The sequence below is a fragment of the Winogradskyella sp. genome (assembly GCF_013213975.1).
In the GTDB taxonomy this organism is placed as follows: Bacteria; Bacteroidota; Bacteroidia; order Flavobacteriales; family Flavobacteriaceae; genus Winogradskyella.
The window spans coordinates 14000-27239 of record NZ_JABSST010000003.1; the positions used below are offsets into that span (position 1 = coordinate 14000).

At 33.7% G+C, this 13240-nt stretch carries 9 protein-coding genes and 1 pseudogene; 3 read left to right on the top strand and 7 right to left on the bottom strand.

Going from position 1 to position 13240, the window contains the following annotated elements; genetic code table 11:
• Positions 1-357 precede the first annotated feature (357 nt).
• Together HRU49_RS00430 and HRU49_RS00435 are read right to left on the bottom strand one after the other, a co-directional pair.
• Positions 358-780, bottom strand: a complete 423-nt coding sequence (locus tag HRU49_RS00430; protein ID WP_296353013.1) for a DCC1-like thiol-disulfide oxidoreductase family protein — start codon at positions 778-780, stop codon at positions 358-360.
• Between the two features lie 262 nt (positions 781-1042).
• Complete coding sequence (locus HRU49_RS00435; RefSeq protein ID WP_296353014.1) at positions 1043-3208, bottom strand: DNA mismatch repair protein MutS; 2166 nt, start codon at positions 3206-3208, stop codon at positions 1043-1045.
• Positions 3209-3309: 101 nt separating this feature from the next.
• On the opposite strand from HRU49_RS00435, the gene HRU49_RS00440 reads away from it, so the two are divergent.
• Positions 3310-3984 (top strand): uracil-DNA glycosylase, encoded by a 675-nt coding sequence (locus HRU49_RS00440; RefSeq protein WP_296353017.1) that lies wholly within the window; start codon positions 3310-3312, stop codon positions 3982-3984.
• A gap of 348 nt (positions 3985-4332) precedes the next feature.
• Here the strand turns inward: HRU49_RS00440 and HRU49_RS00445 are convergent, their stop codons facing one another.
• From HRU49_RS00445 to HRU49_RS00465, 5 genes are read right to left on the bottom strand one after another with little or no spacing between them, the layout of a single operon-like run.
• Positions 4333-5187: a substrate-binding domain-containing protein gene (locus HRU49_RS00445; protein WP_296353018.1), complete on the bottom strand. Its 855-nt coding sequence runs from the start codon at positions 5185-5187 to the stop codon at positions 4333-4335.
• 25 nt (positions 5188-5212) lie between these two features.
• Positions 5213-6085 carry a nucleoside phosphorylase gene (locus HRU49_RS00450; RefSeq protein WP_296353020.1) on the bottom strand — a complete coding sequence of 291 codons (873 nt, stop codon included), beginning with the start codon at positions 6083-6085 and terminating at the stop codon, positions 5213-5215.
• Entirely contained in the window at positions 6075-7016 is a 942-nt protein-coding gene (locus HRU49_RS00455; RefSeq protein ID WP_296353022.1) for a DUF1835 domain-containing protein, read from the bottom strand. The genes HRU49_RS00450 and HRU49_RS00455 overlap by 11 nt, the downstream gene beginning before the upstream one ends.
• A 2-nt stretch (positions 7017-7018) precedes the next feature.
• Positions 7019-7351, bottom strand: coding sequence for a translation initiation factor (locus HRU49_RS00460; RefSeq protein WP_296353023.1), 333 nt, complete (start codon positions 7349-7351; stop codon positions 7019-7021).
• Positions 7352-8302, bottom strand: coding sequence for a 2-oxoglutarate and iron-dependent oxygenase domain-containing protein (locus HRU49_RS00465; protein ID WP_296353025.1), 951 nt, complete (start codon positions 8300-8302; stop codon positions 7352-7354).
• Positions 8303-8448: 146 nt separating this feature from the next.
• Here HRU49_RS00465 and HRU49_RS00470 point away from each other — a divergent pair.
• Positions 8449-10449: pseudogene (locus HRU49_RS00470) on the top strand (dehydrogenase E1 component subunit alpha/beta).
• A 102-nt stretch (positions 10450-10551) separates the two neighbouring features.
• Entirely contained in the window at positions 10552-12879 is a 2328-nt protein-coding gene (locus HRU49_RS00475) for a T9SS type A sorting domain-containing protein (RefSeq protein WP_296353027.1), read from the top strand.
• Positions 12880-13240 lie beyond the last annotated feature (361 nt).

A 13240-nucleotide genomic window follows, 5' to 3' on the forward strand; every position in this document is an offset into this window, starting at 1 on the left:
CTAAGCTTAAAAACCATTAACTTAAAAAAGCTTATATCTAATTTAGTGAGCATGTATTAAATAAGAAACCAAACGTGAGTATAGTGATAGTTTCATTGAGTAACTAGTATATATTGATGAGTAAGATTATAACCAGTTATAGATGTTTTTGGCTTTCTAGAGATTTATAACAATAATAATGGGCATATATCGATTTTTTTATCCGTAGCAGAAAATCACATGTATTTTTGAGTAAACAAAATGTGCTATTAATCATTTCGTTATTCCCTCATAAACGAAATTAATTTTGTTTAAATTAGTTTTAAGTAAGTTGTTAATTTAAGAAAGCCCTTTAGAATCAGTTCTGAATGGCTTTTTTTAATCTAGAAACTTTTCTCTAAGTTCTGGTGTTGGAATCATACAGGCATCCTTTTTCCCATACCACTTATATCTATTTTTTGCTACATAATTATAAAACCAGTCCCGTATAAAATTCGGAACAATTAAAAATATAGCCAATAAATTTGTGGGAAACCCTAATTTTTTAGCAATACGTAATGCGGCATTTGATTTTTGATAAACCCTTTCTTCTTGGGGCTGGTACAACAAAATTGAATCTGTTTTGCGGGTATCTATATTAAATTTATTAATAATGACCTGCCCAATTTCGCCTTGTAGAGGTGCGAATAAAAACGTATTGTGCTTATCTCTTTTGATGACATATAACACACTACTATTACAGAGATTACAAACACCATCGAATAGAATTAATGCCTTGTCTTTTGGTATCTTATGGATCATAATACAAAAATAGGTCTTAGGTGCAATAGAGTGTTAAAAAATTAAGTTAAATCATGATCTGTACCTAGGTCTAACTTAATATTAATTCTAAATTTGGATTTCTTAACACTACCTAGATACCTATTAAATACAAAGGACTTTTTAAACAGATAAATTCATATTTATCCAAAACTTATACTTAAAGCACTTTAAAGTATTTATTTGTATTGTAAATAGTTTGCTAACTCTAAAATAATTACAATCAGGTGTTTAAATAATTAAATTACCTTTTTGCATCGACCAACTCTAGTAAATCCAAGTTAACACTGGTAGTAAACATACCATAATTTACTATGGCTTTTCCCTTTTCTATATCATCTATACTACCAATAGCTTTACCGTCATGCATACGCACTCGATCACCAATCTTAAGTATAGGCTTGGGTTTTTCAACGGGAACTTCTTTTCTCTTTTGCTCCTTTTTCTTTTTTCGAATTATTGCAACTTTTTGCTCAGCCTCTTGTTGAACCTGTTTTTCTTTTGCCTTTTCAATACGTTTTTGCTTGGCAGAAGTTTTTTTTCGTTTTGCATTTTCAATTTGCACAAGTCGAAACAGTTCGGACATTAACTCGCGTTTGCGTTTATTTTCAAAATATTTCTCAGATAAGTCATTTACTTTTTGACCTAGGTAAATAAGCCTTTGATTACTATCGTATAATTCCTGGAAACTTTCTAACTTCTTTTGAATTTTTGCATTAGTCTCTTCTAATTTTTCTGCTTCCGAAAGTTTCTTTTTTTCGTGGTCTTTTAATTTACGTTCCGTACGCTCCAGTTTACTACGTTCTTTTTGAAGTTTCGCTATCGTAGCATCAAATCTTATTTTTCCACGCTCTATCTTCTTTTTAGATCTATTGATTAAACTGTAAGGAATACCATTTTTCTGAGCTACCTCAAAGGTAAAAGAGCTTCCTGCTTGGCCTGTAACTAATTTGTACATTGGTTCTAGGCTTCTCTCATTAAAAAGCATATTAGCATTTTTCATATGTGGCAATTCATTTGCTAATAACTTTAGATTAGAATAGTGGGTCGTAATAATTCCAAACGCTTCTCTTTCATAAAATACTTCAAGAAAGGTTTCAGCGAGGGACCCACCAAGTTCTGGATCACTTCCAGTCCCAAACTCATCAATTAAAAACAAGGTTTTAGAATTTACCTTTTTTAGAAAGTAATTCATTTGTTTTAACCTATAACTATATGTACTCAAATGATTTTCAATGGATTGATTATCGCCAATATCACTTAAAATGCGATCAAATAAACAAACCGAACTGCGTTCATGGACTGGGATTAACATCGCACTTTGCAACATTACTTGCAGCAAACCAACAGTTTTTAAAGTGATACTCTTACCACCAGCATTAGGTCCCGAGATAACCATTATTCGGTTATCATTACTCAAGGCAATTGTTTGAGGAAACGTCTTTTTACCTTCTTCCTTATTAGTTAAATAGAGTAGCGGGTGGTATGCGTCTCTATAGCATAAGGTTCTTTCATTAGTTATTTTTGGCAAAATTGCGTTTATGCTTTTTGCATATTTAGCTTTTGATGCAATGACATCAATCTTCGTCAAGAAGGTTTGATAATCATTAAGAAGCGGTAGGAATAAACGAATATAATCTGTTAAGGCTCTTAGAATCTTTATAACCTCTTCCTTTTCCTCATATTCTAAATTATTGAGTTCTCTTGTGTACTGAAGGGTTGTTTCCGGTTCTATGTATACAATACTTCCAGTTTTGCTACCACCCATTATAGCACCTTTGACTTTACGACGATACATGGCTTTAACAGCTAATACACGTCTGTTCTCAACAACTGACTCTCTAATGTCGTCCAGATAATCTAAGCCATGGTAACGGCTTAGAGCAGATGAAAAACTACTGTTTATTTTACCTTTTAGTTTCCCAATCTCTTGTCGTATATGAGACAGCTCTGGTGATGCATCGTGTTTTATGTCCCCAAAGCGATCTACCACTTGATCAACTTGTTCTATAATTCCGGTGGTTATTTCAATATGCTCACTATACTGCAAAAGCTTTGGGTAGTATTCATGGAACTTTTGAAGAAACTTAAGGATACCGTTTACAGTTAAAGATGTACTCACCAATTTTTGAAGACTTTGGACTTCTAAAAACGTGTTTTCAATCTTCAGTAATTTAAGTTCTTTATGTATTGGTTCAAAACCATGATTGGGTATTCTATTGTCATTATCAAAGGAAGATAGATATTCATTTACATACCCTAATTCACGTAACAACTGAGCCTCTACTTCTATAGGCTTTATTTCCAAAACAGCCTCTCTACCTAAGGCTGTTATAGTATGCTCAGATATCTGCTCTAAAACTGAATAGAATTCGAGATCTTTCAGTGTTTTTTCATGAATTTTAACCACGTTTTTTCAAATTATAGAAATGCAAATTTAATGTAATTGAAGTGATATGCCTAACCACATTTTTTATCCCATCATTTGTTATTTTTGATAAAAGATTAAGTATGATCATAGATATTCATGAAAGTTGGAAAAATCATCTGCAATCAGAGTTTGATAGGCCTTATTTTAAAAGTTTAGTTGACTTTGTTAAAACTGAATATCAAAACCACCAATGTTATCCTAAAAGTTCTGAAATATTTAATGCTTTTAATCATTGTTCTCTTGACGATGTTAAAGTAGTTATTATTGGTCAAGATCCTTATCATGGAGAAGGTCAGGCCAATGGTTTGTGCTTCTCTGTAAATGATGGTGTAACGCATCCACCTTCACTAATAAATATATTTAAGGAAATTGAATCTGATATAAATATTCCATACCCGAAAACTGGCAATCTCTTGCCTTGGGCAAAACAAGGTATTTTACTGCTAAATGCAACATTAACTGTTAGGGCTCACGAAGCCAGAAGTCACCAAGGAAAAGGTTGGGAGGAATTTACAGATGCTGTCATTGAGTTAATTGGTCAAAGAAAAAATAAAGTCATCTTTTTACTCTGGGGTGGTTATGCAAGAAAAAAGAAAAAACTTATCGATACGTCCCTCAATTATGTGTTAGAGACAGGTCATCCATCACCTCTTAGTGCTAACCGCGGCAATTGGTATGGCAATAAACACTTTAGTTCAACTAACTCCCTGTTGGAGCAAGCGGGTTTACCGGCAATTGATTGGTCACTAAAGTAGGTTCAGATTTTTCGGTAATCATAGTTTCTGGTTCTTTGCTCTCAACTTTCTTAGAAGATTTGTTACAACTAAATTTAAGCAATACAAAATTCAAAGCAACTAAAAAAGATAGAATTAGAATAATCGTTAATGTCATATTAATCTTGTTCTAATGTAAATAGCATTGTTTGGGCTTAAACAAATGTAACTAAAAAAATGAAATTCTGAAAGTTATCAACTACAACTGTAAGATGTAGCTGAAATACAATTAGCACATAATAAAGATATACAACGAAGTATAAGAGTATTACAGGATTTTTCAGATACTATTACATCAAGCAAACAATAAATATCCAGAGCTTAAAGATGTTATAATACGTGAATTAACTCTGAATATTTTGCCCTCCTAGGAATGATATCAAGGCTTAAAAGTTCTTCTTGAACCATATTGATTGTCTTAACATCTATGAGTTCCTGAGACCATTCTGTTAGACTAAGCCATTCTTGTACGTCTTCTAATTCTTGTTCATAACGATTAGCAATTGTTCTATCAATACTTGGTATAGACTTAAACTCAGAGCTTGTTTGATTTATAATGTCAAGTATTATCCTAAGGTCGTCTTCATGATGTCTTATAAATTGGTCTCGAACAGCTATTACAAAGCAAGGCCATGGTGAAGGACAAACACCAATTCTTCTGAAGATGCCATCATCAACAAGTGGTTTAGTGGTAAACTTTTCCCACATAAAATAATCTGCTTTATTATTTTTTAAACCTTCAACAGCTCCATCTAAATTTTTAATTACCTCAAAATTGAGATCTTGTTCAAGATTCCAATTGCTATTTTTTGCATTTATATAGGCCATTAAATGAGAACCTGATCCATATCGACTAATTGCTGCGCGTGAACCTTTAAGGTCTTCAATAGTTTTAAAATCTGATCCAGAAGCTACATGAATACCCCAAATTAGAGGTGATTCAACAAATGTTTGCACAATTTTAGACGGATTACCAGCAATAATATCTTTTATAATACCTTCTGTTAGAATTACAGCAATATCTATATCGTCATCGCGAAGGGCCTTACACATGGCACCTGTTCCGCCATAGTAATTGTGCCATCTTAAATTTATGCCCTCCTGCTTGTATTCCCCATTTTTTAAAGTGAGATACCAAGCTAGATTAAAATGCTCTGGAACACCACCAATGTTTACTTTTTTCATTTAGGTTATTCTAATTCTTAGGAAGTTAAATATTTACAATACGTTCTAAAGCATATAAAATAAGCCGCTCAACTGTTTTCTTGGGCTCCTTGCTAAAATTACCCGTAGCTCTATTTGCTATAATGGCATTAAGTGAAAGTGCTTCATGACCCAACAATTTTGAAAGCCCGTAGATTACAGAGGTTTCCATTTCAAAATTGGTAATTCTAAAATCTTTGTAACTAAAGCTGTCCAATTTAGAATTTAAATTGGCATCATACAAGGGCAATCGTAATACGCGTCCTTGAGGACCATAAAAACCACCTGCTGTTCCAGTCATTCCTTTAAAAATAACGTCACTCTCAAAATATCGTTCTAGATATTTACTATTATTTATAATAATTGGTCGCGCTTTATTTGTATCCCAATTTGTGTGGGCAATAAAAGCATCCTCAATTTCAGGATTACTAATACCATGTATTTGATAAAAGTGAAGCATCCCATTAACATCAAGGCCATGTGTGCTCATTAGGAACGCATCAACTGGAATATCTGATTGTAATGACCCAGACGTTCCAATCCTAATGATATTAAGACTGGTTAATTCAGTTTTGGGCTTTCGTGTATTTAAATCAATATTGACAAGAGCATCTAACTCGTTTAAAACAATATCAATATTATCTGGACCAATTCCAGTTGAAATTACGGTAATTCTACGGTCTTTATAATAACCTGTTTGCGTTTTAAATTCACGTTTCTGAGTGCTAAACTCGATACTGTCAAAATGCATTGTAATTTTTTCCACACGATCTTGATCACCAACAAAAATTATGGTATCTGATATGTTCTCAGGTTTCAAATTTAAATGGTAAACACTACCATCAGAGTTAAGAATTAATTCGGAATCCTTAATTGACATGCATAATAGTTTTAACAAGTTTATTCTGTTCTACGCTAAACTGAAATTCTAAGCGTTCAATACCGCCGTAAGTCATGTCGTTATTGACTTCGGCAGCAAAGTTATGTTGCCTTAAAAGCGCTTCATGACCTTTCCTGTTCAACACAACACCTGTTTCAGAAATATCATAAAACACAGAGAGCTTGCTAATTATTCGACGTAGCTGTGTGTCACCAAAACCGTAATAACCCTGATAATTTAAACTATAACCTAATAAATGATGTAATGATTTAACATCATTATCTCTTATAATTCTTAAAATATTATCTTCAATAACGCTCAATCCACTCTTTTGATGAGGAAAGCGCTTTAAATGCGCCTTAAGGCAATTAGTCATATACTTAAAGCTTGATTTTGTAACAATATATGGTTTGAGAATATTATGATCTTTTCCACAATATGTTCTCCATAGGGCGATACACAAATCCTTATCTGTAGTGGTAAGCAATGTTCGTTTATGATAATGATCCAAAAGTTGTTCTGCAGAGAGTTCTGCCAAGCCTTTTAAATTTTTTTCACCTGCCACACGACCACTACAAATAAAGTACAAAGGTCTATTAATGTTTTTTTGATGTAAAAGATTTATGACCCCTAGTAAATTGATATGACAAAATAAATCATACTCAAACCATAGGTAAATTTCATCGTATTTATTAGGATCATCTAATTTAGATAACTCAGCTTTTAATTCTTCAATATCTACTTCAATATCATAGTAATCTTGAAGAAACTTATGTCTAATGTTGAAAAATTCATCAGATGCTATTTCAGGTATTGTAGGCCCTTCACAAAGCATTTCTTGCCATGTTAAAATATCATCTTCAAAATCCAATTCTCTTAAGTAATCCGTTAAAATACTTCCATTGGTAATGTGTAAAATTTGTTTGCTCATATTTAGCCTCCAACTCGTTTAACATTAAACCCTTTTTCTTCAAGAATAGCCATGATTTTATCGCGATAATCGCCTTGGATTATTATTTTATCGCCTTTAAAACTACCACCTACGCTTAGTTTGGTTTTAAGTTCTTTTGTTAGCATTTTAAAGTCCTTGTCAGCACCATGATAACCTTCTAAAATAGTAATTGGCTTTCCTTTTCGCTTTTCATATTTACAGATAATCGGGTCATCTTGAAGCCATATATTATTATCTGAATGCACAGATTTACCCTTTGAATCAGACAGTTCATGATCTGGAAATAATTTTTTAAGCTGATCTTGTAAATCCATTTATTTCTTAATCAATCCTAGTTCTACTAATCGTTCATTTAAAAATGCACCTGCAGTAATGTCATCGTATTGTTTTGGGTTTTCGTTATCAATACAACTATCTAATACATCTAATTTCATTTCACTAATTGGATGCATAAAAAATGGAATGGAATATCTTGAAGTACCCCAAAGTTCACGCGGTGGATTAACAACACGATGAATTGTAGATTTTAATTTGTTATTAGAATGTCTGGATAACATATCTCCAACATTAATCATAAGTTCATCTGGTTCTGCAATGGCATCCAACCATTCGCCATCATGTCTCTGTACTTGTAATCCACGACCTTGAGCACCCATTAATAATGTAATAAGATTAATATCCCCGTGCGCAGCCGCTCTTACCGCATTTTTTGGTTCTTGAACAATAGGTGGGTAATGAATTGGTCTTAATATGGAATTACCGTTGTGAATGTAATTATCAAAATAAGTCTCTTCAAGATTAAGATGAAGGGCAAGCGCGCGAAGGACGTATTTTGCTGTTTTTTCGAGCATTCTGTAGGTTTCCTTTCCAACCTTATTAAATGCTGGCAGTTCTTTTACTTCAACATTGTCTGGGTACTCTTTTTTCCTTTCCTCATCATCTTCAACATATTGTCCGAAATGCCAAAACTCTTTTAAGTCGCCTTCTTTTTTACCCTTTGCACTTTCTTTGCCAAAAGACACATAACCGCGTTGCCCTCCAATACCAGGAATTTCATAACTTTCTTTTACCTCTAAAGGCAAATTAAAAAAGTTTCTCACTTCGGTATAAAGTCGGTCTACCAAATCATCGTCTAAGAAATGTCCTTTCAATGCAACAAAGCCAATATCTTGATAAGCTTTGCCTATTTCGTCAATAAACTTTTGTTTTCTATTAGAATCCTCAGAAAGGAAGTCTTTTAAATCTACGCTAGGTATTCTATCCATTTGAAGTTAGCTTTAAATTTTTATCAATATACAAATCTAATGAAAATAGACTAAAATATTCGTGTTGTAGTTACTGACAATTCTACGTCTTACTCTGCATTATTGAAGCATTTTATTTACATTTGAAGCATTACAATAAAGAACTTATGCCTACCATAACAAAAAGCAATATTGAATACGATAAGCGCAGTCTCAGCGATAAAGTTTTACTTAAACTTTATTATAACATGCTTAAGCCTCGCTTAATTGAAGAAAAAATGCTTATCCTTTTACGTCAAGGAAAAATTTCAAAATGGTTTTCTGGAATTGGTCAAGAGGCGATTTCGGTTGGTGTTACGATGGCTTGAAAGCGTAGTGAGTATATTCTACCAATGCACCGTAATCTCGGTGTTTTCACAACAAGAGAAATTTCACTACATCGCTTGTTTTGCCAATGGCAGGGAAAGGCTAGTGGTTTTACTAATGGCAGAGACCGTTCTTTTCATTTTGGAACACAAGAATACAATATTGTAGGTATGATTTCACATCTAGGACCTCAACTAGGCGTTGCAGATGGTATTGCTTTGGCTAATCTACTAAAGAAAAACAATCAGGTCACTGCAGTATTTACAGGAGAGGGTGGTACAAGTGAGGGTGATTTTCATGAAGCTTTAAATGTAGCTTCAGTATGGCAATTACCTGTTATATTTTGCATTGAAAACAACGGATACGGTTTATCTACACCAACGAATGAGCAATATCGATGCAAGCATTTAGCGGATAGAGGCAAAGGTTATGGAATAGAATCCTTCATTTTAGACGGAAATAATATTATTGAAACCTATTCTAAAGTTAAAAAATTGGCAGAAAGCGTTAGAAAACGCCCACGACCAATATTAATAGAATTCAAGACATTTAGACGACGTGGCCATGAGGAAGCGAGTGGTACCAAATATGTCCCTAAAGAATTAATGGCTGAATGGGAAGCTAAAGATCCAATTGAAAACTTTAGAAGTTATTTATTCAGTAAACAAATTCTTTCGGCAGAGACTGATCAAAAGTATACGGCTGATATTAAAGAAGAAATTGATAAAGGACTAGATACTGCTTATGCTGAAGAAGCAATTGTTCCCAATTTAACTAACGAATTAAGTGATGTCTATAAGTCGTTTGATTACAATGAAATAGCACCATCTAAAGAGACCAAAGTTTTACGATTTGTAGATGCAATTTCTGAGGGTTTAAAGCAATCAATGGAGGCACATAAAGATTTGGTTATAATGGGACAAGATATTGCGGAATATGGTGGTGTTTTTAAAATAACTGAAGGCTTTGTTGAACAATTTGGAAAAGAAAGAGTTCGTAATACCCCTATTTGCGAATCTGCTATTGTAGAAACAAGCATGGGCCTATCTATTGCAGGAATGAAAGCTGTTGTAGAGATGCAGTTTTCTGATTTTGTAACATCAGGATTTAATCCCATTGTAAATTATCTAGCCAAATCTCATTATCGCTGGGAACAAAATGCTGATGTAGTTGTTAGAATGCCTTGTGGTGCTGGTGTAGCTGCAGGACCGTTTCACTCACAGACCAATGAAGCATGGTTTACCAAAACACCCGGATTGAAGGTGATTTACCCTGCTTTTCCTTATGACGCGAAAGGCCTGTTATGTACCGCTATAAATGATCCTAATCCAATATTATTTTTTGAACATAAAGCGCTCTACAGGAGTGTAAGACAAGATGTTCCTACAAGTTACTATACATTACCTTTAGGAAAGGCTATTAAATTAAAAGAAGGTGATTCTATTTCCATTATCACCTATGGAGCGGGTGTGCATTGGGCTATAGAATTATTAGATTCTAATCCAGAAATATCAGCCGATCTTATAGATTTACGAACCTTGCAGCCTTTAGATAAAACAGCAGTCATTGAATCCGTTAAGAAAACTGGAAAAGCCATCATTTTACAGGAAGATTCTATGTTTGGTGGAATTGCTAGTGATATTTCTTCAATGCTTATGGAAGAGTGTTTTGAATATTTAGATGCGCCTGTGAAAAGAGTGGCAAGTTTAGAAACTCCAATACCATTTGCTGCGCAATTAGAGAATCAATATTTACCAAAAAAACGCTTTGATACTGCTCTTAAAGCGCTACTTAAGTATTAAACATAAATTTTAGTAAAAGAACAAATTTTAAAATAAAAATGTTATTGCAACTTTGTTGCAATAACATTTTTATTTTACATTTAGACGTCTTAATAACTAACTATGAAAAATAAATTCCTATTCAGCTTTTTATTAGCTTCGTTTTTGTCTTTTGCACAAGTAATCCCTAATCAACAACAACCACCGAGCTGGACCGTTGAGAACTTAAGTTCTGTAAAACCTTATAAACTTCCTAGTTTTAATCTGAAAGCGTTACAAGATGAAGATCTTATAAATGATAAGGATAAGTCAAAACCTTGGCGATTTGGCCACGATATTTACGTAGATCATGATTTTAATGATGTAGGTAAATGGACAACATTACCTAATGGTGATAAAATATGGCGTATGTCCTATCAATCCGAAGGTGCTGTAACTCTAAATTTTATGTTTGATATCTTCTACTTGCCAGAAGGATCTAAGCTTTATGTTTATAATGATGAAAAAAACGACGTCTTGAGACCTTTTACGCATTACAATAATACTCCTGAAGAAATTTTGGGTACTTGGATGGTATATGGAGATCAAGCATGGATTGAATATTATCAGCCTGCAAGTGTTACAGAAGAAGCAAAACTAACTTTAGGATCTGTTGTTCACGGCTACAGAACAATAGACCATTCTGGTAATAGCCCCCAAAAAGCACTTAACGATTCAGGTCCTTGTAATGTAGATGTAAATTGTGATATTACTTCTTTTAACACTTCAGCACACGATATCAAGGAAAACGTTAAAAGTTCCGTGGGAATGATTGTTGTAGGAGGTGGAACAGGTATATGTTCAGGAGCATTGGTAAATAATACTAATAACGATGGCACACCATATTTTTTAACTGCAAATCACTGTTTAGGTGGTTCTGTAGCAGGTTGGGCATACAGATTTAATTGGGCAAGTGACGCATCAGTTGCTGATTGCGCAACATTTGCACCAAGTGTTGATAATTCATTTAATCAAACAACAAGTGGTGGAATTTTGAGGGCTTCAAGTTCAGAATCTGACATGGCATTAATTGAAATAACAGACACTTCATTTTTTACTACTAATGCATCCAATTTAGTTTGGGCTGGTTGGAATAGATCTACTTCTGCAACTCCTTCCTTAACTGTAGGAATTCATCATCCTAGTGGAGACATACAAAAGGTCTGTGTGGATGTTAATGCCCCAACGAGACAAGCAATCAATTTTAATGGAAACCCTTCAACAGAAATATGGCGTGTTGCAGACTGGGACTTAGGTGTTACTGAGCCAGGCTCTTCTGGCTCTCCTTTATTTGATCAAAATGGACTAGTGATTGGTAAACTTTCAGGTGGTTTTGCTGCTTGTAGTGGTGTTAATGATAATAATACAGAAGATTGGTACGGGCGTTTTGGTGTGGCATGGGATTTTGGTAGCAATGCTTCATCAAGATTAAGAGATTGGTTAGATCCAGGGAATTCTGGTGTCACTACACTTGAGCAATTTCCCCCGCTTACTACATTTGATAACGATGCTTCTGTTTCAGCAGGATCGAATGATGTGTTAATTTGTAATGAGGATTTTACACCCGAGGTAACTTTAATTAATAGAGGAAATTTACCACTAACGTCTGCGTCTATCACATATAGTTTTGATTCAGAACCTGATACTACAATTAACTGGACAGGAAATTTGGCACAAGATGCAAGTACCGTTATTGCAAGTCCTACTTATTCTAATTTAGGTACTGGTGGTCATGTTTTTTCAATAAGTGTCTCTAATCCTAATGGTGTTGTAGACGAGAATACGTCAGACGACAATTTCACCTTTAATTTTGACGTTTCTCCAGATTATTCTACTAACAGTGTAGTTTTTAATATATCTACAGATGATTACGCCGGAGAAACATCTTGGGAATTAAGGGATAGTTCAGGGACTCTTGTAGAGAGTGGACCTGTAACAGACTACATGGACAACACAACTTATCAAGAGACTATATCAATCGCTTCTTTCAATGAGTGCTATACATTTACAATTTTAGATTCTTATGGCGATGGAATTTGTTGTGGTTTTGGATTTGGTGCATATGATCTGCAAGATGGGGACGGAAACATCATAATTTCAGGTGGAGATTTTGGTGCTTCAGAATCTGTGCGATTTAGAGCGTTGAATCCTTTAAGCATAAATGAATTCGATTTGGCTAGTTCAGTTAATCTATATCCTAATCCTGTGAAGGATAATTTGAATGTAGAATTAAAGACTAGTATTGATGCTAGCTACGAAATTATAAATATGCTAGGTCAAACCATTTCTAAAGGGAAGCTAAATGCAAGCACAATTAATTCTATAGATTTTTCGCAACGAGAATCTGGAGTATATTTCATAAAAATAAATAACGAGAATCAACAGATTGCAAAAAAAATAATCAAAAAATAAGTGTGCTAAATTAATCTTTTAAGAGCTGGTCATAATATAAAATATATGTGGCCAGTTTTTTTTATGAAAAAAACCAACACTTACGCAGTACTGGTTTCTATTCTAACTTAATTGGGTGATTATTCCAACTCATATTCTAATTGTTTCTAAGTCATCATCTAAACTATTAGATGTATTGACAATTTTTGATAAAGTTCTCATAATTGATTTGATTTAATGATTGATCATAAATGATGTGGTACTACCTGTAACGTCGTTTTCTGTTCCAAGTATGACTTTTGGTTTCAATTGTTGTACCTAATAATTGATTGTTGTTTAATGTTCTCATGATGTTCGTTTTTAATTGATTATACTATATAGA

What these genes read in the sequence shown, in the direction of transcription:
- HRU49_RS00450 (WP_296353020.1), bottom strand. Translation starts at nt 6,085, where the DNA reads ATGTCAATTAAGGATTCCGAATTAATTCTTAACTCTGATGGTAGTGTT.
- HRU49_RS00440 (WP_296353017.1), top strand. Translation starts at nt 3,310, where the DNA reads ATGATCATAGATATTCATGAAAGTTGGAAAAATCATCTGCAATCAGAG.
- HRU49_RS00460 (WP_296353023.1), bottom strand. Translation starts at nt 7,351, where the DNA reads ATGGATTTACAAGATCAGCTTAAAAAATTATTTCCAGATCATGAACTG.
- HRU49_RS00455 (WP_296353022.1), bottom strand. Translation starts at nt 7,016, where the DNA reads ATGAGCAAACAAATTTTACACATTACCAATGGAAGTATTTTAACGGAT.
- HRU49_RS00445 (WP_296353018.1), bottom strand. Translation starts at nt 5,187, where the DNA reads ATGAAAAAAGTAAACATTGGTGGTGTTCCAGAGCATTTTAATCTAGCT.
- HRU49_RS00475 (WP_296353027.1), top strand. Translation starts at nt 10,552, where the DNA reads ATGAAAAATAAATTCCTATTCAGCTTTTTATTAGCTTCGTTTTTGTCT.
- HRU49_RS00465 (WP_296353025.1), bottom strand. Translation starts at nt 8,302, where the DNA reads ATGGATAGAATACCTAGCGTAGATTTAAAAGACTTCCTTTCTGAGGAT.
- HRU49_RS00430 (WP_296353013.1), bottom strand. Translation starts at nt 780, where the DNA reads ATGATCCATAAGATACCAAAAGACAAGGCATTAATTCTATTCGATGGT.